Source organism: Paenibacillus naphthalenovorans (assembly GCF_900099895.1).
GTDB classification, from domain to species: domain Bacteria; phylum Bacillota; class Bacilli; order Paenibacillales; family NBRC-103111; genus Paenibacillus_G; species Paenibacillus_G naphthalenovorans.
Genome location: NZ_FNDY01000001.1, coordinates 195,078 through 217,897 on the forward strand (window position 1 = coordinate 195,078; position 22,820 = coordinate 217,897).

20 protein-coding genes are annotated in these 22,820 nt (G+C 51.1%); 18 read left to right on the top strand and 2 right to left on the bottom strand.

Translation table 11 applies throughout. The features are described from left to right. Nucleotides 1-2: 2 nt before the first annotated feature. From BLT35_RS01090 to BLT35_RS01140, 11 genes are all read left to right on the top strand, one after another. The gene (locus BLT35_RS01090) at nt 3-422 is read left to right on the top strand and encodes a methylglyoxal synthase (RefSeq protein WP_171005824.1); all 420 of its coding nucleotides are present in this window, start codon (nt 3-5) and stop codon (nt 420-422) included. Then, nucleotides 419-1,117, top strand: coding sequence for a bacillithiol biosynthesis deacetylase BshB1 (bshB1, locus tag BLT35_RS01095; protein WP_054818303.1), 699 nt, complete (start codon nt 419-421; stop codon nt 1,115-1,117). The genes BLT35_RS01090 and bshB1 overlap by 4 nt, the downstream gene beginning before the upstream one ends. A 36-nt stretch (nt 1,118-1,153) precedes the next feature. After that, on the top strand, nt 1,154-2,320 hold the full coding sequence (gene bshA / locus BLT35_RS01100) for an N-acetyl-alpha-D-glucosaminyl L-malate synthase BshA (RefSeq protein WP_062408839.1): 1,167 nt from the start codon (nt 1,154-1,156) through the stop codon (nt 2,318-2,320). Then, nucleotides 2,314-3,645: a CCA tRNA nucleotidyltransferase gene (locus BLT35_RS01105; RefSeq protein WP_254777483.1), complete on the top strand. Its 1,332-nt coding sequence runs from the start codon at nt 2,314-2,316 to the stop codon at nt 3,643-3,645. Before bshA ends, BLT35_RS01105 begins: the two co-directional genes overlap by 7 nt. Next, complete coding sequence (locus BLT35_RS01110; protein ID WP_062408838.1) at nt 3,642-4,613, top strand: biotin--[acetyl-CoA-carboxylase] ligase; 972 nt, start codon at nt 3,642-3,644, stop codon at nt 4,611-4,613. The genes BLT35_RS01105 and BLT35_RS01110 overlap by 4 nt, the downstream gene beginning before the upstream one ends. 272 nt (nt 4,614-4,885) lie before the next feature. Continuing rightward, nucleotides 4,886-5,752, top strand: a complete 867-nt coding sequence (gene panB, locus BLT35_RS01115; RefSeq protein WP_074726818.1) for a 3-methyl-2-oxobutanoate hydroxymethyltransferase — start codon at nt 4,886-4,888, stop codon at nt 5,750-5,752. Between the two features lie 21 nt (nt 5,753-5,773). Continuing rightward, nucleotides 5,774-6,643 carry a pantoate--beta-alanine ligase gene (gene panC / locus BLT35_RS01120; RefSeq protein ID WP_062408836.1) on the top strand — a complete coding sequence of 290 codons (870 nt, stop codon included), beginning with the start codon at nt 5,774-5,776 and terminating at the stop codon, nt 6,641-6,643. A 28-nt stretch (nt 6,644-6,671) separates the two neighbouring features. After that, nucleotides 6,672-7,055 (top strand): aspartate 1-decarboxylase, encoded by a 384-nt coding sequence (gene panD, locus BLT35_RS01125; protein WP_054818304.1) that lies wholly within the window; start codon nt 6,672-6,674, stop codon nt 7,053-7,055. 119 nt (nt 7,056-7,174) lie between these two features. Further along, complete coding sequence (locus BLT35_RS01130) at nt 7,175-7,816, top strand: tetratricopeptide repeat protein (RefSeq protein ID WP_054818305.1); 642 nt, start codon at nt 7,175-7,177, stop codon at nt 7,814-7,816. 87 nt (nt 7,817-7,903) lie between these two features. Further along, nucleotides 7,904-10,756, top strand: coding sequence for an ATP-dependent DNA helicase DinG (gene dinG / locus BLT35_RS01135; protein WP_074726819.1), 2,853 nt, complete (start codon nt 7,904-7,906; stop codon nt 10,754-10,756). Continuing rightward, nucleotides 10,753-11,376, top strand: coding sequence for a redox-sensing transcriptional repressor Rex (locus tag BLT35_RS01140; RefSeq protein ID WP_062408834.1), 624 nt, complete (start codon nt 10,753-10,755; stop codon nt 11,374-11,376). Before dinG ends, BLT35_RS01140 begins: the two co-directional genes overlap by 4 nt. A gap of 46 nt (nt 11,377-11,422) precedes the next feature. Here BLT35_RS01140 and BLT35_RS01145 read toward each other — a convergent pair whose 3' ends face one another. Continuing rightward, nucleotides 11,423-12,424, bottom strand: coding sequence for an inorganic phosphate transporter (locus BLT35_RS01145; RefSeq protein WP_054818306.1), 1,002 nt, complete (start codon nt 12,422-12,424; stop codon nt 11,423-11,425). A gap of 51 nt (nt 12,425-12,475) precedes the next feature. Beyond that, nucleotides 12,476-13,096 carry a DUF47 domain-containing protein gene (locus tag BLT35_RS01150; protein ID WP_054818307.1) on the bottom strand — a complete coding sequence of 207 codons (621 nt, stop codon included), beginning with the start codon at nt 13,094-13,096 and terminating at the stop codon, nt 12,476-12,478. A gap of 273 nt (nt 13,097-13,369) precedes the next feature. On the opposite strand from BLT35_RS01150, the gene BLT35_RS01155 reads away from it, so the two are divergent. The 7 genes from BLT35_RS01155 to BLT35_RS01185 all read left to right on the top strand — a co-directional run bounded on the left by BLT35_RS01155 (nt 13,370) and on the right by BLT35_RS01185 (nt 22,692). Then, nucleotides 13,370-14,668, top strand: coding sequence for an amidohydrolase (locus BLT35_RS01155; RefSeq protein WP_062408833.1), 1,299 nt, complete (start codon nt 13,370-13,372; stop codon nt 14,666-14,668). A gap of 32 nt (nt 14,669-14,700) precedes the next feature. Next, entirely contained in the window at nt 14,701-15,198 is a 498-nt protein-coding gene (locus BLT35_RS01160; protein ID WP_074726820.1) for a cell wall elongation regulator TseB-like domain-containing protein, read from the top strand. 192 nt (nt 15,199-15,390) lie between these two features. Then, on the top strand, nt 15,391-15,924 hold the full coding sequence (locus BLT35_RS01165) for a hypothetical protein (protein WP_062408831.1): 534 nt from the start codon (nt 15,391-15,393) through the stop codon (nt 15,922-15,924). Next, nucleotides 15,917-17,416, top strand: coding sequence for an AAA family ATPase (locus BLT35_RS01170; protein WP_062408830.1), 1,500 nt, complete (start codon nt 15,917-15,919; stop codon nt 17,414-17,416). Before BLT35_RS01165 ends, BLT35_RS01170 begins: the two co-directional genes overlap by 8 nt. A 243-nt stretch (nt 17,417-17,659) precedes the next feature. Further along, nucleotides 17,660-19,285: an N-acetylmuramoyl-L-alanine amidase family protein gene (locus tag BLT35_RS01175; RefSeq protein ID WP_254777484.1), complete on the top strand. Its 1,626-nt coding sequence runs from the start codon at nt 17,660-17,662 to the stop codon at nt 19,283-19,285. A gap of 13 nt (nt 19,286-19,298) precedes the next feature. Beyond that, nucleotides 19,299-19,883 (top strand): GerMN domain-containing protein, encoded by a 585-nt coding sequence (locus BLT35_RS01180; RefSeq protein WP_054818309.1) that lies wholly within the window; start codon nt 19,299-19,301, stop codon nt 19,881-19,883. A 46-nt stretch (nt 19,884-19,929) separates the two neighbouring features. Then, nucleotides 19,930-22,692 (top strand): S-layer homology domain-containing protein, encoded by a 2,763-nt coding sequence (locus tag BLT35_RS01185; protein WP_074726822.1) that lies wholly within the window; start codon nt 19,930-19,932, stop codon nt 22,690-22,692. Nucleotides 22,693-22,820 lie beyond the last annotated feature (128 nt).

The following is a 22,820-nucleotide window of genomic DNA, read 5'->3' on the forward strand; positions in this document are numbered from 1 at the left end:
CTATGAATATTGCACTGATTGCACATGATCGCAAGAAGGATGAAATCGTTAATTTTGTAACGGCTTATGAATCTGTCTTTGAGCAACATCGTCTTTATGCCACGGGAACGACGGGAACACGCATTATGGAGAAAACCAAGCTGAACGTGCACCGTTTTATGTCGGGGCCGCTTGGAGGCGACCAACAGATCGGAGCCATGGTAGCCACCAATGAGATGGATCTGATTATTTTTCTGCGCGATCCGTTGATGGCTCAGCCTCATGAGCCGGATATTATCGCGCTGCTCCGGCTTTGCGACGTGCAGGGAATCCCGTGTGCGACGAATATTGCAACTGCTGAAATACTGGTCAAGGCACTGGATCGGGGAGATTTTGCCTGGAGAGAGCTCGTACATAAATATAAGCCGGGTGTAGACGGATGAAAGAATCGTTGGACTTGCTCATATTCGGCGCTCATCCGGACGATGCTGAAATCGGAATGGGCGGCACCATCGCTAAGCATACGGAGCAAGGGCTCCGTGTCGGTGTTTGTGATTTAACTTCAGCTGAAATGTCTTCCAACGGAAACGTGGAAACCCGACGTAAAGAAGCGGCGGAAGCGGCGGAGCGGCTTGGGCTTGCGATGAGGAGCAATCTGGAGCTCCCGGACCGCGGTCTTTATCTGCTGCCGGAATATGTGGAGCGCATTGTGCTGGAAATTCGCAAATGGAAGCCTCGCGTCGTATTCGCTCCTTATTGGGAGGATCGGCATCCCGATCACATCGCGTGCAGCAAGCTGGTGCAGGAAGCTTTGTTCAATGCGAAGCTTAGGAGGTATATACCGCATGTTCCGGCGCATACGGTTCAGGAGAGCTACTTTTATTTTATTAACGATGTCATTCCGCCGGATGTCATGGTAGACGTAACCGCTGTCTATGAGAAGAAGCGCTCTTCACTGAAAGCCTACCGCTCGCAATTCGAGGCGGCAGGCGCCGGGAATGATTACGTCCATACCCCGCTAAATCAGGGCTACCTGGAGCGGGTAGAGGCCAGGGATCAGCTGCTTGGCCAGCAGCGTTCGGTGCCTTATGCCGAAGGCTTCATCAGCAAACTGCCTTACTTGACGAATTTGTTTTAAGACGTATATCGATTGTGATCGAGGGAGGCGCGCAGGATGGAACGGTTGAAAATCGGAATTACGTGCTATCCTACGTTGGGCGGTTCAGGAGTCGTAGCCACAGAACTCGGAAAGCTGCTTGCGGAGAAAGGGCACCAGGTTCATTTTATAACCCACAGCATGCCGTTCAGGCTGGGAAAATTCCATAAAAATATTTTTTATCATGAAGTGGAAGTCAACGACTATTATGTATTCAAATATCCGCCTTACGATCTTTCGCTCGCGAGCAAATTGGCGCAGGTGGCAAAGCAGGAGGAGCTGGATTTGCTCCATGTGCATTATGCGATCCCTCATGCCGTCTGTGCGCTGCTCGCAAAGCAGATGGTGGGTTCTCACCTCAAGGTGGTCACGACGCTGCATGGGACCGATATTACCGTGCTCGCCGAGGACGAGTCTCTCAGTGATTTGATCCGGTATGCGATCAACCAAAGCGATGCGGTGACGGCGGTTTCCCAGGATTTAATCCGGGAAACGCGCCAGCTGCTCGGGATTGAGAAGCCGATTGATCTGGCCTACAACTTCGTAGACAAACGGGTGTATTATCCGCGGGAGGTTACGGCGCTTCGCAAGGAATTCGCCCACCCGGATGAAAAAATATTGATCCATATCTCCAACTTCCGACCGGTAAAACGGGTGATGGATGTGGTGGACATATTCGAACGGGTTCACCGGGACATACCGGCCAGATTGCTGTTTGTCGGCGAAGGGCCTGAGCTTTCCAAAGTACTGTGCAAGGTGAAGGAGTTCGGTCTCCAGGAACGCGTCACATTTTGCGGCAAACAGGATGATGTGGCGCAGCTTCTGTCGCTTGCCGATCTTATGCTGCTTCCCTCGGAAAAGGAAAGCTTCGGCCTGGTGGCGCTGGAGGCCATGGCCTGTGGAGTGCCGACCATCGCATCGAATGCCGGCGGCATCCCCGAGCTCATCACACACGAGGAAACCGGATATTTGGCGGACATTGGCGATGTGGAGCAGATGGCTTCTTATGCACGTATGCTGCTGACGAACAACGAAATGTATCAGCGCATGAGAGAGGCTTGTTTGTATCGTGCGAGATATACCTTCTGTAACGACTTGATTACACGCCAGTACGAAGAACTTTATTATCGGGTGCTCGAACGCCCTGTACCTGAGGCTTTGAGCGCAAAACCTCTGCAATGTTGAAAAGGAAAACGGAAATGATGACCGAATCGTTAAGAGAAAAAGCGATGACCATTGTTCACCGGCTGACGGACAAGGGATTTGAAGCCTGCCTGGTAGGCGGCTGTGTCAGAGACGAACAGCTTGGCCGTCCTGTCAAAGATTATGATATTGCTACATCGGCCAGACCCGAGCAGGTTATAGCGCTGTTCGAGCGGACCGTACCGACAGGATTGCAGCACGGGACCGTCACCGTCATAATCGGCAAAAGGCCTTTTGAAGTCACGACCTTCCGCAAGGAGGCTGACTATGAAGCGTTCCGTCGCCCCAGCGAAGTGGAATACATCGACAGCTTGCTGGAGGATTTAAAAAGGCGGGATTTCACCATGAATGCCATGGCTATCGACCGCGAAGGCCGGCTGATCGATCCTTTTGGCGGCAGAGCCGATTTGCAGCGAGGCGTGCTTCGCTGTGTCGGAGAAGCGGAAGAAAGATTTCGGGAGGATGCGCTTCGCATGCTGCGGTGCATTCGTTTTGCCGCGGAGTATAACCTGCAGGTGGACGGACCGACCTGGGAGGCGCTGATCGCCTGCATGCCTCTTCTGCGGCACATTGCCATGGAGCGCGTGCGTTTGGAGCTGGAGCGGATGCTGGCAGGAAACGATCCGAATCGGGCGCTCGAGCTGCTCTCTCGGTCACGGGCCCTGGAGCATGTAAAACGGGAGCTAAAGCTTGCGGCAGCCATAAGGCCCGACAGCATCACCGATTTAAAACGGATTGCCCGTGATGAGCTCCGGTGGGCCTACCTTTATCTCCGTGCAGGCGTCTCTCCTGCTGAAGCTGCAGAAGATATGAAAACCTTGACCTTTTCCAAGCAAATGATGGAGGAGATCAAGCGGACCGCGGCGGCTGCGGATATGCTGGCACACGGGCTTGAGCGGCTGGACCGCTCTTCTGCTGAAGAGGAAGAGTACAGACGGCTGTGGCTGCGTACCGCTTTACAGTATGGCCGTGAAACGCTTCGAGGCATCCGGGAATTGATGGCTGCTGATGCATTATGGTTTGCAGCGAGGTGCAGCAGTCCGCTGGCCGCCGGGGCGGTTACGCGGTGGTGCGATCACGGACACGGTTGGCTTCAGACGATGCCTGCAGGAGAGTTATCGGAATTATCCGTTACGGGACAAGCTGTACTTGAGCGCCTGAAGGCGAAATCCGGACCATGGACCGGCAAGCTGCTGAACCGTTTGCTGGAGCTAGTCGCCCTTGGAGAGCTTCCGAATGAAACGGAGGCGCTGCTTCAGACGGCGGAGCGGGAATATGTCACGATGCAGAAGAAGGGGACCCTATGACCGATCGACTACTGGAGCTGTTCGAGCAGTCGAATGGAGCTTTTCTGTCGGGGGAAGAGCTTAGCGAACGATTGCAAATCAGCCGGACCGCCGTATGGAAACAAATCGAAAGACTGAGGCAGCAGGGGTATCGCTTTGAGGCTGCACCGCGCAAGGGGTACCGTTTGCTTGCGAAGCCCGACATATTCGATCTGCCTGCTTTTATCGGCAAGCTGCAAACGGAGCGCTTCGGAAAGCATGTCAAATATTACGATGAAGTGGATTCCACCCAAACGGTTGCTTTATCGCTGGTAGCGGAAGGGGCCCCTGAAGGAACGCTTGTTCTGGCTGAGCGCCAAACGGCGGGCCGGGGCCGGATGGGCAGACAGTGGCACTCTCCGAAGGGCAAAGGTCTTTGGATGAGCATGATCCTGAGGCCGAAGCATATCCCCTTATCGTTCACTCCTCAGCTCACGCTTCTGGTTTCCGTTGCCTTATGCCGTGCCATCCGCGCTATAGTCCCTGTGGAGGCCGGCATCAAATGGCCCAATGACTTGCTGATCGGCGGACGAAAAGCGGCCGGGATTTTGCTCGAATCCAGCGCGGAGAATGAGACGCTTCAGCATATTATTGCCGGTGTAGGCATCGGGGTCAACCTGGAACCGGACGATTATCCCCCCGAGCTGCGTAATGTGGCTACATCGCTCTTTATCGAGGCCGGATACCGGATTGACAGAGTGGAGCTGCTTTGCCGCTTTTTGCTGGAATGGGAGCAGTTGTATGCCCTGTACCATGAGCAGGGATTTGCCCCTATAAAGCTTCTTTGGGAGGCACTGTCAGTATCGCTTCATAAGCCGATTCGCTGCCAAACCGCACAAGGCCTTGTCGACGGGTACGCTGAGGGGATTGACGAGCTGGGGGCACTTGCGATCAGACTGCAGGACGGGACGATCAGGAAAATGTATTCAGGCGATGTCGAATTCAGGTGACTTTTCATGTAATGATTGGTATAATCAACACACGGAGGCAGTATCCGGCCGGAATTGCACTCCTGCGTTTTGTGTTTTCCCAACTGAAAAGCTGCTTTATGCTATATGTCGGATTCTGCTCTGAGCCTAACCGGACCGAGACAGAAGGATCATATGACACAGAACATGTGACCTTTTAGCCTCTGCTTTCCCGGCTAAAAGGTTTTTTGCTTTTGCAACAATCCGGCCGTTCTTTGAAATACTATGAACAAAAAGGTGGACGGAGGTGCTTTATGGAAACACGTAAACCGATAACGACGGCGAAACTGCAAAAAATGAAGCAGGACCGGGTTCCGATCAGCATGATGACGGCCTACGATTATCCATCCGCCATGCTGGCGGAGCAGGCAGGCATCGATATGATACTGGTGGGAGATTCGCTGGGCAATGTGGTGCTTGGTTATGATTCGACCATTCCGGTTACGCTGAATGACATGATTTATCATTCCAAAGCGGTGACGCGAGCGGTGAAGACGACCTTTGTCGTAACGGATTTGCCTTTTATGACCTATCACGGAAGTATCGATGAAACGTTGAAGAACGCGGCCAGGCTAATGCAGGAGGGGCACAGCAAAGCGGTAAAAATGGAAGGCGGCACGGAAATCGTGCCAGCCGTGAAAGCCTTGGTGCAAGCGGGGATTCCCGTTATGGGACACATCGGTCTGACTCCCCAATCCATCCATCAAATCGGAGGCTATAAGATCCAGGGGAAAACCCCCGCGGCTGCACAAAAGTTAATGGATGATGCGAAGGCATTGGAGGAGGCCGGAGCCTTTGCGATTGTGCTGGAGCTGGTCACCGATCAGCTTGCGGCACATGTCACCGAACAGCTTTCCATCCCTACGATAGGCATTGGGGCAGGCGCTTCCTGTGATGGCCAAGTCCTAGTATTTCACGATTTGCTCGGGTATGGAGGAGAGCTGCATCCGAAACGTTTTGTCAAGCAGTACGCGTCGATAGGCGAATTGATCCGCAGCGGCATCCGCCAATATGTCGATGAAGTGAAAGGACGCCGCTTCCCGGCTCAAGAGCATACGTTCCGTATGGAAGAAGAATTTGCGGCAAGCTTGTACGGAAGCGCTGCTTCCCCCAGAAGTTAAAAGATCGGAGAAAAGGGACTTATGCATACCGTAAAGCATATACAGGAGCTTAGGCAATTCATCCGTCAGACCCGATGGAATCGGCCGGAGGCTCGAATCGGATTTGTACCCACGATGGGATATCTTCATCAAGGCCATCAATCGCTGCTTGACACCGCGCGGCGGGAGTGCGATGTCGTTGTGCTCAGCATTTTCGTTAATCCCATTCAGTTCGGACCGAATGAGGATTTCAGCCGGTATCCGAGGGATGAAGAACGGGATATGGCTATCGCGCGTGCCGCCGGAACCGATATTGTCTTTTTCCCGCAAGTAGAGGAGATGTATCCTGCTCCCACCAAAACGATCGTTTCTGTCTCCGGAATAACGCAGCGGCTGTGCGGAGCTTCACGTCCCGGGCACTTTGACGGGGTTGCGACGGTCGTGACCAAGCTGTTGAATATCGTGCAGCCGGATTACGCTTATTTCGGAATGAAGGACGCACAGCAGGTGGCTGTCATTGAACAGATGGTTTATGACCTGAATATCCCTGTCACGATCGTACCCTGTCCTACGGTTCGGGAAAGCGATGGACTGGCCATGAGCTCGCGCAACGTATACTTAACTGCGGAGCAGCGGCGTCAGGCTGTCGTCTTGTCTCAGGCGCTCGATACCGCGGAGCGGATGATCCGGGACAAGCGCGACGGACTCTCGGCTGACGAGCTGCGTGAAGCCGTGACCGCAACCATTCGCACGGCTCCGCTCGCCGAGATAGATTATGCGGAAGTGTTGAGCTATCCGGCATTGGAACCGATCCGCGCTTTGTCGGAGGCCGATCGAATCATTGTGGCCTTGGCCGTAAAATTCGGGAGCACCCGTCTGATCGATAACCGTTTGTTTCACCTGAGGGCGTAAGAACATATATGTACAGGAGGCGGAAGCCGTGTTTCGCACCATGCTGAAATCCAAAATTCACCGTGCAACCGTAACGGAAGCAAACCTGAACTATGTCGGCAGCATTACGATCGATCAGGATTTGCTCGATATCGTCGATATGCTGCCGAACGAAAAAGTGCAAATCGTCAACAACAATAACGGTGCGCGCTTCGAAACGTATATCATTCCGGGACCCCGCGGCTCCGGCGTCATCTGTTTGAACGGAGCGGCGGCCAGACTGGTCCATCCGGGAGATACGGTCATCATTTTATCTTACGTAATGCTGTCCGACGAGGAAGCGAGATCGCATACTCCCCGTATTGCGATCATGGGCGATCAGAATAAAGTCATCAGTGTGCTGAAAGAAGAAATTCATTCCACAGTACTGTAGAGAGAATGAAACAGGGCGGGGAGACAAACAATGAAGATACAATAAGTCGAGGGCCGAGGCAGGGATCAATAAGCCCTGACTATGGTCAGCGAGAAGCGTAAAGGTGGGTGCTTAGAGAAATGTTTAAACATCTTTTTGCTTCCATGAACGAAATGCTCGATGACGTGATATCGGAATACCCGTCCTCTACAGGCAACAAACGTAAACAATTGCAGGAAAAGCTGCGGGCGCTAAAGGCGATGAGCGACAATTGCATTGAGGAATGGATGCTTTTCGAAGAAAAGCTGGGCAAGCTCATGAGTGTTCCGGGGGTTTCTTTTGGAACGGCTGACCCGCTTGATCCGGAACTTTCCGGTAAACGAACGGATTGGTTTATTCGCGGCCAGGGCTATTATAAGCTCCACATGTTTGATGATGCGATTCAAGAATTCGATAAGCTGGTCAAACACCAACCGGACTTTACCCTGGCGCGTATCTATCTTGCGATGTCTTATCTTCGCAAAGGAGAAACGAATGAAAGCTATGCGCACTTTCATTTTTTGACACAGCTCACGGAAAATATACAGATAAAGGCCATCTCTTATAATGTATTGGGGTGCATCCAAGCCGAGCAGCGCAATATGGAGAAGGCCTGCGAATTTTTCAATATGGCTTATCGTACTTATCCCGCCAGCGTTCAACCGCTGCTGGATTCGGGCGTGTGTTGCGAGAAAAAGGGCGGGCTGGAATTTGCTTTTTCCAACTCGCGGGTACCTTCTTAAACGGCAGGTTAAGTTTGCTATTCCCTTTTGCCCGTAATCTTGTTATCCTATAGAAATAGTGGGAACGAAGGGATTGACTAGCTACCAATGAAATTTGCGGTTTTGGATTTTGAAACGACCGGGAGCACGGCTTCGGATCGAATTATCCAAGTCGGGCTCTTTATTATAAACGATTATGAAATTACGGACAGGTATACTTCACTCGTCAACCCGGGCATGAGTATACCTTCTTCTATTACCTCGCTAACGGGTATTGATGACGAGATGGTGAAGAATTCACCGGACATTGAAAGTGTGATCGCGGAGATGGTGCCGCTGCTGCAGGATGCTGTGCTGGTGGGACACAATACGCCTTTTGACCTGGCGTTTCTGCAGCGGGCTTTGGATGAAAGCGGATATTTTGCATTCGACGGCAGAGTGCTGGATACGATAGATGCTCTTCGAATTCTTTATCCCGGCCTGTCCAGTCTGCAGCTATCCATGGTCAGTCATGCCTTCGGGATCAAGCACGACAGGCCGCATCAAGCCGACAGCGATGCCGAAGCTACGGCGCTCATCTGGCTTCAGTGCATGGAACGCTTTCAATCGCTTCCTCTGCTTACACTTCAGAGATTAGAATTGCTCTACGAGGACTCCGCTAACGATTTTGGCTGGTTTATTCGGGAAATGAGACAGCATAAGGAACTGCATAATCCGCTGGATACGGACTCGGACCGCTATTTCCGCCAGTTTGCCTTGAATGTGAATGATTGGGGGGCGGAGGAGCCAGAAAATGATGAGAAAATGGCGGGCGAACTGCCGGAAGACTTTGATTCGTTCTACCATCAGCTGAAGCAGGTCCTAAAGCAGCGTTTTGACGCCTATGAGGACCGGGAAGCTCAAGTTACGATGCTGAGAGAAGTGGAATCGGCTTTCGAGCAGGGCAAGCATCTTATTATTGAAGCGGGAACGGGAACCGGAAAATCGCTCGGCTATTTGATTCCTTCGCTATATTACGGTTTAAAGCAGGACAAAAAAATACTGATAAGCACCCACACGATCAACCTTCAAGAGCAGCTGCGGGAACGGGATCTGCCGTTGCTCGAAAGCTTATTTCCGGTTCATTTCAAAGCGGCCGTTTTCAAAGGCCGAAGCCATTATTTGTGCTTGCGCAAATTCGAACAAAAACTGAACTCGCTTGATTTTGAACACGGATGGGACGACCGGATCACCGCAGGTCAAATGCTGGTTTGGCTTGGGGAGACAGCGCGCGGAGATGAAGAGGAGCTTCATTTTGGAAACAAAGGCCAACAGTTCTGGCATACGGTGGCAAGCGATGCGGATTCATGCTTGAACCGTGCATGTCCCTGGTTTAAAAAATGCTTTTACCATCGTGCCCGGCATGACGCCAATACGGCGGATGTCATCATTACAAACCATTCGATGCTGTTCACGGATACGAAAGCGGAAAACCGGCTGCTGCCCGCATATAAACATTTGGTGATCGATGAGGCGCATCATTTTGAAGAAGTGGCCGGCAAGCATTTGGGCATTGACCTGCACTACTATGGCTTGATGAATACGCTGCATTGGTTATATAAAGATTCCCGGTCCGGCCAGTTGTCCTCCTTGCGCTTGCGGCTGCAGAAATTTGAGGAAGAACGGTCGCAAGGCTGGTGCGCAATGATCGATCAGGCCGTGGAGAAGCTTGTGCAGCTAAAAGAGGAATGGGATCAGCTGACCGAACTGCTCTATCAACTGCTTGTTTCCGGGGGGGATGGCAGCCAAACGGAGGGCAGCTCGTTCGTGTACCGGGTGAAGAAGGACAAGCTGCCCGCCGGCTGGGACAAGCTGCTGATCTTAGAGGAGAACATGCAGCTTCATTTCAATGAAGCATTGCACCGGCTTGACCGGATGATCATGGAAATCAAAGAGGTTCAGGACGAATACGATGTGCAAAGCTCGATCACCGATTTGACCGGAACCGTGAAGGAGCTGTACAGGCATCGGGATGCGCTGCATTTTTTTATGACGATGCCCGATGACAATTATGTCTACTGGCTCGAAGGCGGCATGTACAATAAGAACCGTTCGCTTCAGCTCTTCTGTGTGCCGGTAGATGTCAGCGAAATGCTGCGTCAAACCTTTTTCGGAGTGAAGGACAGCGTGATTATGACTTCAGCTACGCTTTCGGTCGGCAAATCGTTTGATTACACCTGCGAGCAGCTGGGGCTGGCTTACGGGGATCCGGACGGTAAGCTCAAAACCGTTCAGCTGCCATCGCCCTTCAATTACCGCAAGCAGGCGCTGGTCGCCATACCCCGGGATTTTCCGACGCTGCGGGGAGCCAGCGGCGAGAAGGAATTTCTGGACAAGCTGGTGCCGTCGCTGGCGGAAGTGGCGCTCGAAACGCGCGGCCGGATGCTGGTATTGTTTACATCCAACCGGATGCTCAAGGCCGCTCATGCGGGATTGAAGGACATGCTCTCTTCATTCGGAGTGACCGTACTTGGTCAAGGCGTAGACAGCAGCAACCGAAGCAAGCTGACCCGGTTATTTCAAAGCAACCCAGCCAGTGTGCTGCTTGGGACGAGCAGCTTTTGGGAAGGTGTGGACATTCCCGGCGATGCGCTCAGCTGTCTGGCGATTGTGAGGCTTCCGTTTCAGCCTCCGAATCATCCGCTTGTTGAAGCGAAGACGGAAAAGCTGAAGCAAAAGAACCAGAATCCTTTTATGAAGCTGTCCGTACCCCAGGCGGTCATTCGCTTCAAGCAAGGCTTCGGACGTCTGGTGCGAACGGCTTCGGATAAAGGAATTGTGATTATATACGACACTCGCGTTATCGATACGAACTATGGCAAGTATTTCTTATATTCGCTGCCAGGCCCGAAGATCGAGCACATGAATTCGAATCAGTTGGTACCAAGAATAAAGCAGTGGATGGGTGAAAATGCAGAATGAAAACTCCGAAAATATCCGAAGCGGTTGTTCGTCGGCTTCCGATCTATCTCCGATTTCTGAATGAACTCAGCAAGAAAAACGTACAAACGGTATCCTCTCAGGACCTGGGGCAAAAGCTGGATTTAAACCCTGCTCAAATCCGCAAGGATTTGGCCTATTTCGGAGAATTCGGGAAAAAGGGCATTGGATACGATGTGAACTATCTGATTGAAAAAATCCGGCAAATATTAAAGATCGACAAGGTGATCCCGGTTGCATTGGTCGGTGCAGGGAATCTGGGCCGGGCGTTATGCAATTATAACGCTTATCTTAAGGATAACATGAAAATTGTGGCCGTGTTCGACTCCCAAAAAACAAAAATCGGAGAATCGATCAACAATTTGAAGGTAAAACCGATGGAGGAGCTTTGCGATACGATTCAAGCGCTAAAGGTGCGGATCGGGATCATAACTGTTCCTGCCATGGAGGCGCAGCATGTGGCCAACCAGTTTGTCGAGGCAGGGGTGGAAGCCATTCTCAACTTTGCTCCGATGATTATCAAGGTGCCCAGCGGGGTTCGCGTACACCATGCGGATTTCACGACGGATCTGCAAAGTCTGGCCTATTATTTGGAGGAATAAAAGGAAGCCCGGTGCAATGATCCAGTTGCACCGGGCTTGTCTTTTTTTACGATATAAAGGGGAAAATAATTTTGTAAATCAGAAAGGCCAGCACCATGCTGATCGGGATCGTGATGACCCAGGTCATGACCATCCGGGTGACTGTGCCCCATTTGACATCATGAAATCTCAGGACTGAACCGGTACCGATAATCGATGACGAAATGACATGGGTCGTCGAAAGCGGCATCCCGAGATGGGTGGACGTTTGAATCACGATGGATGAGTTCAGGTCGGAGGCAAAGCCGTTGATCGGTTCAATCTTCAGCAGCTTTTTGCTCACGGTTTTAATGATTTTCCAGCCGCCGATCGAAGTTCCGAGCCCCATAGCGGTGGCCGCGGAAAGTTTCACCCAAAGCGGAACTTCCAAATCCGATTGGTAGCCGAGAGCAACCAATCCGAATACGATAATCCCCATGGCCTTTTGAGCGTCGTTCCCCCCGTGAGAAAAGGACAGCAGCCCGGCCGATAAAATCTGAAAGCCGCGGAAAGTACGGTTAAGCTTGGAGCGTGATTGATTGCCGCTCGCCAATATCAGTTGACGGATAATCCACATAATGATAAAGCCGGTGCCAAATGCAACGATAGGCGATAAAATGAGAATCAGTACGATTTGTTGGAATCCCGACCAGTTGACGCTGCTAAGCCCGCCTCCGGCGATGACCGCTCCGGCCAGCGATCCGATAAGCGTATGAGATGACGATGAGGGAATCCCGTAATACCACGTAAGCAGGTTCCAGATAATGGCTGATAGTAAGGCGGCGATAACAACATACATGCCGTTCTCGATCGCAGCAGGATTCGCTACGCTTCCGCCCACGGTTTTGGCAACTTCTGAAGAAAACAATGCACCTATAAAGTTCAGCACCGCTGCGTAAAATACGGCAAAACGCGGCGACAATGCCCTTGTAGATATGGAGGTTGCGATAGCGTTGGCCGTATCGTGAAAGCCGTTAATAAAGTCAAAGATCAACGCCAAGGCGACGATGATGATAAGTATAGTTAACATAATGTCCTCCTAAGCATGCTGGGGTTCCTTAGCGGCCGGCACAACGGCTGTTCAGGAATATCTCAGCACAACGCTTTCCAGAATGTTGGCTACGTCTTCGCATGCGTCGGTCGTTTGTTCCAAACGCTCGTACAGCTCTTTTAGCTTGAAATCGTGGTACGGGTCCGTTGGATTGGTGAAAATTTCACGGATGCCTTCGCGCATCAGACGGTCGGCTTCATTTTCCAGGCTGTTGATTTGAACCGTATGCTCCGTGAGCTGCATATATTTCTTTTTGGAAAGCAGCTTGAACGCATCCAGGATGTGCTGGCAGCTGGCGACGATGACCGCCGAGAATTCTCTCATATATTTGTCGGAGACGGTGATGTTCAAATAATCGAATCGTGCAATGGTAGCTTCGATCCCGTCCAGGACGTCATCAACCTTGGCGGCCAGTTCCATGATATCTTCGCGATCTATAGGTGTGATAAACACTTTGTTAAGCCCTTTGAAAATTTGATGCGTGATTTGGTCGCCTTTGTTCTCCAGTTCTTTCAACTGCGGGTAGAAGGCAGCCGGAGGCTGATCTCCCATGACGGCATTGCGAAACATTTGTGCCGCTTGCAGCGTGTTCTCCGATGCGTTAATCAGCAGGAGAAGAAAATCCGTATCATTTTTTTTAGTGAAAAGCATAGCTTTGGCCTCCCGAAATTGTTAAAAATTAATGAAGATCACATCGCGAAGATAAAAAATATGTAGAAACGTGCCGTCAATTTTTTCACAAAATTAAAAATAACACAATCGGCTGATGGAAAGCAATGAAGATTTCTTGAGTTAGGATATGAAAAATTTGTTTCTGATATGTAATGGTAAAAGTGGTTATAAGTACTAGACTCCTTGATTTTGCCGCGCTGAAGTTGTACATTGGAAACGGACTTGTAATTTGCAGGGGAAAGGAAGGGTCTAATGAAAAAAACAATCATTGAGAACGGCACTTTTATTACGATGAATGAGAAAACACCTGTCATTAACGGATATATGACAATGGAAGGTAATCGGATTACATATATAGGAGAGCAGGCTCCCTCGCCAGAGGCGACATTCGATGAGCGGATCGATGGAAACGGGAAGCTGTATATGCCCGGATTGGTCAATACGCATGGTCACGCCGCCATGTCGCTCTTGCGCGGCTATGGGGACGATTTGGCCTTGCAGGTATGGCTGCAGGAGAAAATGTGGCCTATGGAAGGAAAATTTACCGCGCACGATGTACGGACAGGGACCAAGCTTTCGGTTTTGGAAATGCTGAAGGGCGGAACGACAACATTCGTTGACATGTACGACCACATGAACGAAGTGGCGGAGGTTGCGGAGGAAAGCGGTATACGTGCTTGTCTGACCCGCGGCGTAATCGGTTTGTGCTCCCGTGAGGAGCAGGATGCCAAGCTGGAGGAAGCGATCCAATTCGCCAAATCGTGGCACGGACAAGCCGGCGGTCGGATTACGACCATGATGTCGCCGCATGCTCCTTATACATGCCCTCCAGATTATATTGAAAGAATTGTACAGGCCGCGCACGACTTGAATCTTCCGATCCATATCCATATGTCGGAAACGGCAAGAGAAGTGGAAGAAAATATAAATCAGTACGGGGCAAGACCCGTGGCTCATTTGGAGAAGCTGGGGGTATTCTCCAGGCCGACGCTTGTCGCGCATGCGGTACACCTGACAGACGAGGAAATCGCCGTCCTGAAAAACCATGACGTGCGCGTATCTCATAATCCGGGGAGCAATTTGAAGCTGGCGAGCGGAGTAGCCCGTGTGCCTGAGCTGCTGAAGGCCGGTGTTATTGTTTCGCTGGGGACGGACGGAGCGGCAAGCAATAACAACCTGGATATGCTGGAGGAAATTCGCTTAGCCGCCTTGATTCATAAGGGTGTGTCAGGGGATCCCGTAGCTGTTCCGGCTTGGGACGCATTAAAGCTCGGGACGCTGTACGGCGCCCAATCGATATGGCTTGGGGATGTAGGGGCGCTTAAGGCCGGAATGAAGGCGGATTTCATTGCGCTGGATATGCAGCAGCCTCACTATTATCCTCGGACGAATGTGATTTCTCATGTCGTTTATGCGGCGAGTTCCCGGGATGTTACCGACGTGTGCATCGACGGCCGATGGATTATCAGAAATAATGAGTGCTTGACATTGGATGAAGAAAAAATAAAATTTGAAGCGCAGCAATGTTTTGAGCGGCTAACTGCCGGTTGACGGGGACGGAATAAAGAGGAGGAGAGTCGTCGGTGAGCAAAAGCTGGAAGATCGCCGCAATTGCGGTGTTTGCGGCGGCAGTCCTATGCATTGGAATGATCATAGCCTTTCGCGCGGTGACGGAACGTGAATGGGGCATTCAGCGAATGGCGGTTCAAACAGCATATGAGAAGACCATATTGGCAAAGGCAAACAAAGTGGAACGATTTGTTGGCGACAAAACATATACCGTCATCTATGGGGAAGATAAAATCGGACAGCCGGTTTATGTGTGTGTGGCTGAAGATGAAATTCGAACCGAAATGGGATCGGCCGGTTTGAGTGCGGAACAGGCCGAAGCGTTGGTGAAGACCAAGCATCCTCAGGCGGATGTGCTCAGAGTGATGCTCGGCGTTCAAGACGGGCAGCCGGTATGGGAAGTTTTCTACAAGCTGAAACCGGAAAACGCTTCGCGGGATCAATATTTTTACGATTTTTATACATTTAAAGACGGACTGCATCGGGATACATGGAGGTTATCCATACAGTAACGGCAGGCGATGTTATACAGGCCGCGGGAGAGCAAGCTGAAGAAGCAATGCCTTTCGCGGCCTTGTGTTTTGGCTTTCTTACAGAGCATTTACGTATTTTCCACACATTGCATCGCCATCAGTATATATCATATGATATACTTCGAGTATGGCTATTATGATATACTATTTACGAAAGGAGGACGTTGATTCATGAAACTTCGTCTTTTACCTGTTGTATTGAGTGTTCTGGTTTCAGCCTCCTTATTATTCGGCGGATATTTTGCATATCAAAGTTACGCTATGGAAAGCCCTCTTGAAAAAGTCGTGTCGGCTATTCCCGGCGTTGAACTTGAATCTATAAAATTATCGGGTAACGAAGCACAATTGGAGCTTTCGGTCGCACCGGGGACAAGTCTCCGGGAAGTGTACCACCGGGTTCAGAACGAAGGGCGTTCGACGCTCGGCAGCAAAGAGTTGAAACTCAAAGTGGTCAATCCACCGTCCGAACGGCTGGAGCAGTGGTGGTCGTCGGCGTTGTTCGAGATCGCTCAGGCGATGGAAACAAAGCAGTATGCGCAAATTCCAAAAACGCTTGAAGATCGTACGGCGAAAAGCGAAGGGATTCAAGCAACGACAGAAATGGACGATAAATTCGTATACATTACGATTACGGACGGTAAGGACAGCAAGTATGTGATGCTTCCACGGACGCCTGCCAAATTGGGAGTGTGGCCTAATGAGTAAGTACGGTAAAGAAATCGTGATTGGCGTTGTACCTGTTCTTATAGCATTTTTGTTATTTCTTGGTGTGAATATCATTCCGATCGTATTTATGGCGGCCTTTCTGGGAGCCTTTGTGTATATGACCCGAGTGCGCAACGGCATGAATGTCGGTTCCGAGCGAAAAGCAAGGAGCAGAACGCCTGCTTACATGACCTTTGATGATATCGGAGGTCAAGAACGGGCAAAGGAGGAGCTGAAGGAAGCGCTCGACTTTCTGATTCGCGCGGAGGATATTCAGCGGCTCGGCATCCGTCCGCTTAAAGGCATATTGTTGACGGGACCTCCGGGAACGGGCAAAACGTTAATGGCCAAGGCCTCGGCGCATTATACGAATTCGGTATTTATGGCGGCGTCGGGCAGTGAATTTGTAGAGATGTATGTGGGCGTCGGCGCAAGCCGGATTCGGGACCTGTTTAAAGAAGCCAGAACCCGGGCGGTAAAAGAAAACAAAAACAGCGCCATTGTCTTTATCGATGAAATCGATGTGATCGGAGGCAAGCGGGACGGCGGTCAGCATCGGGAATATGACCAGACGTTAAACCAGCTGTTGACCGAGATGGACGGGATTCATACCGATGAAACGCCGCGCGTGCTCATCATGGCCGCAACCAACCGCAAAGAAATGCTGGATCCGGCTCTGCTTCGTCCCGGACGCTTCGACCGGCACATTGAAGTCGATCTGCCGGATAAAAAGGGCCGTCTCCATATCTTAAACATCCATGCCAAAAATAAACCGCTGTCGGACAATATTGATATGGAGCTGATCGCGAGAGAGACCTTTCACTTCTCCGGAGCCCAGTTGGAGAGCGTCATGAACGAAGCGGCCATTTATGCGATGCGCGATAACGCGGATAAGATCAGCCAGGAGCATCTGTCTCTGGCGGTCGACAAAGTGATGCTCGGCGAGAAAACGGACCGCGAGTCGACAAAAGAGGAGCGGGAGCGGGTAGCCATGCACGAGCTTGGGCATGCTATTGCAGCAGAGCTGGTACGTCCGGGATCGGTATCGCAAGTATCGCTAAGTCCGCGGGGCAAGGCGCTCGGGTTTGTAAGGCATAACCCTCAGCAGGATCAGTATTTGTATACCAAAGAACAAATCGAGCATCAAATCATGATTGCGCTGGGAGGTGCGGTCGCAGAAGAGATGTTCTACGGCGGCCGCAGCACGGGGTCGCGCAACGATTTCGAGCAGGCGTTGAACATGGTTCGGACCATGATGGATTCAGGACTCACAAGGCTTGGCATTATTGACAGAGACATGGTAACCAAGGAAGAGCTGATGAAGGAAAATGCGGCGATCCTGAATCAGTTGATGACAGCTACACGCAACATGCTGGAGCAGCACCGCAAAGTGTTTGAAGAATCGCTCGACATCTTGATTGCGGAGGAAGTGCTGTCCGGCAATCAGTTCAGGGAACTGCTGCAGAGGTCGATAAACCAGCAAATTGCATAGAGAATATAGAAGCAATCGATGGACCGGAGGCGTTTGGCCTCCGGTTTTTTGCGTTTTTTTATGTTTTTCTGCTTGTTTCGCCAAAAGTGCAACTTTTTTGTTTTTTCATAGTCTAATATAATGGTAGATTTCACCACCGTCTTCCTATTGCCGTCCGAAAGCAACACAATCTTTCGGCATTCTACATAGAACCAATAATATAAATTGAGGTGCATGATGAAGGTTTTCACTGCCTGGTTCACGATGTTGCTCCTGTCATTCCTGTTGCTGCCCGTTATAGGTTTGGCCGCGGCTCAGCCGATCCAATTGTTCATGAACGGCAAGCAGCTGGTCCCCGAGGTTGCCCCCCGTATCGTCAACGATAATACGATCGTGCCGATCCGGATTATCGCGGAATCGCTCGGCTCCAAGGTGTCATGGGACCCTAAATTGCGCAAGGTGTCGGTGGCCAAAGAAGGCACCAGCATCCAATTGTTTATTGACAAAAAGCAGGCGACGGTCGACGGCAAATCCTATACTCTTGAAACAGCTCCGACCATTATTGAAGGGAACACCATGCTTCCGATTCGTTTTGTAAGCGAGAATCTGGGTGTGGAAGTCACATGGGACGAGCCAACCCGCTCTGTATTCCTGTATCATAAACAAAAAGAAAGCCCTGAACCTGATCAGACCGGTTCAGAAGACGGAAAAGTCAAGGAAGAACAAGGCAAGCCGGGAAATGATGCGGCAGCGGCCGGCAATAATTCTGCGGGCAATAATAACTCTGCCGGCGGCAAAAATCCGCAAGAAAGCAAAGATAAAACAGGGGATAAGGAAGCTTCTTCAGGCGGCTCGGGCAATCCGGTAAAAGCCGGCGAGCAGCCTGTTAATCCGGGTGCGAACGCTCCCTCGCCCGGATGCGCCGTACCGCAAAGCGCCACCAGGTCATTGGCGCCTGGGGCGGCCGATGCCAACGCTCCCGCTGTTAAAAATGGAAAAGCGCCGGTTAAGGTGCAATCGATCACATTTGATGGCGAGATGCTGTGCATTCAGACGACCGGCGGTGAAGTGAAGCCTACGATGTTCAAACTGGCCGAACCGGACCGGATCGTACTGGATATCCCGGGAGCGGAGCTTGATGCGACCTTGGCGACGGTTGTCAATGAAGCCAAGGAAGGTACGGTTCCTTTAACTGAACCGCATGATATCGTGGCAAAAATTCGCTATTCTCTATTTTCAAAAGAACCGTCTACCGTTAGAATAGTAATTGATTTGCAAAAAAAATCCGAATTGATCTTATCGGATGTGCTGCCTGGCGGTCTGATCTCCGCCAAGCTCGCCAAAGGTAAAGACCGCTACCGGGTGGTCATTGATCCGGGACACGGCGGGAAGGATTCCGGTGCGGTTTCGGTGACGAACCGATTTGAAAAAGATTTGGTGCTATCTCTTGGCCATAAGGTAGCCGATCTTCTTCAGAAGGAGCCTGGCATCGAAGCAGTGATGACAAGGTCCGACGATACGTTCATTGAACTGGCGGATCGGGTAGCCAAAGCGGAAGAGTCCGAGGCCGATTTATTTATATCGATTCACGCCAATACGATTAACAAGGAATCCGTCGGAGGAACGGAAACGTTCTACTGGACGCCGCAAAGCATGGATTTTGCGAATCTGATGCACAAATCTATTGTTGAAGCAACGGGTTTTACCGACCGGAAGGTCAAACAGGAGCGGTTCTATGTGATTCGTAACACCACGATGCCGTCAGTACTCCTGGAAATCGGCTTTTTGTCCAATCCTGCGGAAGAAGCTCTGATGTATCAGGATGCATTCCAAAATCGGGTTGCCGAATCCATCGTTGCTGCCATTAAGAAGCAGTTGAATCTTGACTAAGGAGTTGGTGACCATGAATCAAAAATGGCATAAAGGATTGGCAGCCGCAGCCGTCTTCACTTTGCTGCTTTCGGGCTGTGGACAGAGTAAACCGCCCGCGCAGAACCCGGGGGCAGCAGCACCCCCTGCAACTACGGAGCAGGGCTCTCAGCAGGGGACGAATGAGCCTCCCCAGACCGCGACGCCTCAACCGAATCAGGAACAGAATAAGGAATTGAAGGTAAAGGCCTATTATACGGATGCCAATTTTGAGAAGTTGGTCGAAAAAGAAGTGACGATCAGCTTTAAACAGGATCAGGACAAGTACAAAGCGGCGCTGGAAAAGCTGGAAACGAGTCCGGACAACCAAACGCTTCCATTGTTTAAAGGCTTTACGTTCCATAAAGTGGAATTGTCAAACGGTCAGCTGACGATCGATTTGTCCATGTCTCCTGAGTCTCATTTGGGTTCAGGAGGAGAGGAAATGCTCCTGACTGCGCTGCAAAACACGCTGTTTCAGTTCACGGAGGTTCAATCGATTCAAGTGCTGGTGGACGGCAAACAAGTGGAAAGCTTGATGGGCCATATGGATCTGCCGCACCCGATCAAACGTAATTAATGCTGAAATGTGGATTACCAGATAACTGAGGGGAGCTATTGGATACATGAAGAGCAAGAAACAAAAGCAAGCACGCAGGCTGGCCGCTGCCGTACTGGCGCTCTCTCTTACGGTAAGCGGCTCGGCTTTTGCCGAGCAAACGGGGACGGGCTCCGGCACGACGGGAACATCGGCGGCCTCGACGGCAGGGAACGTTCAACGGTTCTCTGACGTGAGTCCGCAGCATTGGGCGATCAAGCATATTACGAAGCTTGCAGCCATCGGCATTATTCAAGGCTACGAAAGAGCGGAATACCGTCCCGAAAACTCCGTGTCCCAGCAGGATGTCATTGTGATGGCGATCCGGATGATGGGGCTGGAAAAGCAGGCGCTCGAAAATAAAGCAGAGACGGTGTTGCCTGTTCAGGTAAGCGATTATGCCAAGCCTTATGTTGCCTATGCCTTTGACAGAGGATTGATCCTGACGCAGGAGGAGGCCGGCGATACGTCCTCCAAGACAGCCTGGGGATCCCGCGACGCTACTCGCGAATGGGTGGCGAAGCTGATTATTCGGGCGATCGGAAAAGAAGATCTTGCAAGGCAGGAGGCGGCTTCGTCGTCTATGTTCGCGGATGCCGAGGACATGTCCGACTGGGCCAACGGGTACATTAATGCCGCTGCTGTGCTCAAGATTGTTCAAGGCTTTGAAGACAACGGATTCCATCCGCAAGGCAAAGTGACGAGGGCTCAAATGGCCACGTTCCTCAGCCGTGCGGACAAAGAATTGACCACCCGTTCCGACCGGGTGTCCATCGGTTACGTGATGGAGCTGACCGACCGCAAAATCAGCGTGCTGAATAGTCAGGGAACGACGGACAGCTACACCATCTCAACGAATACGGTCATCTATAACGCGAAGGACGACACCCGGATTCCTTTATCGTCCATTAAGCTTACCAATGAAGTTTATGTTGTACATAATCAAGGCGAAGCTTTGTATGTCGAGCTGACAGACGATCAGGAGCAGATGGAAACGTACGAAGGTACGCTTGGCCAAACCTTCCTGGATCAAATGATGGTATCGATTCAACAAGGGACGCAAAGCACTTTGTATAAGCTTGCTTCCAATGTAACGATAACGGATGCATCGGGCCGGGGGCTCAGCCTGAGCTCTATTGAACCGGGAAGCATCCTGCAGTTAAAGCGGAACATGCTGCTGAAAGAAAATGAAATCTCCCATATCATCGTGAAGCAGGTTCCGCTGAACAAAACGGCGGAAGGTACGGTACTAAGCATTAATCTGGAACAAAAGCAGGTGACGTTCCTTGAACAAACCTCGGGACAAAAGGAAACCTATTCCTTCCCGGTTCTCGCTACGGTAACGCTGCCTGACGGAACGATTTCCGACCTGTCGAAGCTGCGCGTCGGCGATACGGTGGCTTACACCATCAAGTCTAACGAGGCGGTGTCCATCACGATCCGCAAGCAGGCGGACGTTACCCAATCGGTAGAAGGCACGCTGGAAAGCCTCAGCAACGACAAGAAAATTATGACGATCAAAAAAGCCGGCGGCAGCGCGCTCGGAGCTTACTTTATTGCCGACAATGCACTCATATCGATCGACGGATTGCCGAACGCCAGCCTGTACGATATTGAAACCGGCGATACGCTGAAGCTGGACCTTGTCAACGATAAAGTGGTCAAGGTCACTGTGACGAGCCGTTCGGTAAAACAGTATGTTTTTGCTTCTATTGTCGGTTATGACCCCGATAGGAAACTGCTAACGATTGAAGCCGACAACGGCGAATTCGGCGTGTTCCGGCTGACCGACTCCACGGCCGTTCGCATTGGAGATGCCACGCTTCCGGTGTCCAACTTCCAATCGATGTTCATCTCGAATGGAAACAATAAGAGAAAAATCGACCTGAAGGTATCCAAGGATAAAATCGTTCAGGTCGAAATGACGCAGTATATCGAGGGTACCGTCGCACAGATCAACAGTACAACCAATGAGATGACGATCCGGACGGTAGGCGGCCAAAATCTGACGTTCAAAGCGTATGCGAGCACCAAGGTGGAGCTGCAGAACAAAACGAACGGCACGCTGGCTGATCTGAAGGTAGGAGACTCGATCCGCGCTAATATCAACCTTGGGGATCAGACGATGATTTCAGATATCGTGATGAAAAAGGTTGGAGTGTATAAGGTGCTTTACACCACGCCGTCTACCCGTCAGGTGAGTGTGAAGGACGAGAACGGAACGCTTCTGACGTTTGTGGTGGACAGCAACGATAAGATCAGCAATCCGGGTAAATCGACGAACGCTTTCGAAGATATCCAGGTGGACGAGTATGTAAAAGCCAGCTTTAACGGTGTGACTTTGGCGAATGTCACTATTCTGAATACACTGCGCGGCAAGGTGACGGCTGTAGACGCCGCGCTGGGAACCATAACGGTGCAGGACTTCCAAGGAAACGTTCAGGTGCAGCCGCTCGGGTCTCAATTTACAATCAAGCTGAATGGGACCACATCGGCGGCGATTACCTCTTTGAAGCCGGATGACCGGGTGGAGGTGATCCGCGACGTGAACGATAAAATAACGATTCATGTTGCCACTGCCTCCAAGCGCGTCGTTTCATCGTACATGTATACGGTAAACCAGTTGATTCTGAAGCCAACAGGCAACAATGACAAAACGTCATACAGCTTCTTTGCCAAAGCTTATTTGCATAAAGGCAATCAAACCGTGGCCGCGAATGCTTTCATGGAGAATGAAGAAGTGACCATTTATGTGCTGGACGATAAAATTATCGAGATCGAAAAGCCCTAATCTTTTTTAAGCCATGATGAAACTTTTTTCGCTTATCTGCCGTCTGTGTGGTAAGGAAACCTTACTCACAGGCGGTTTTTTCGTAAAAAGTTCGCATTTTGTCGGCCCGGGTCATTGATTCGTCCTGC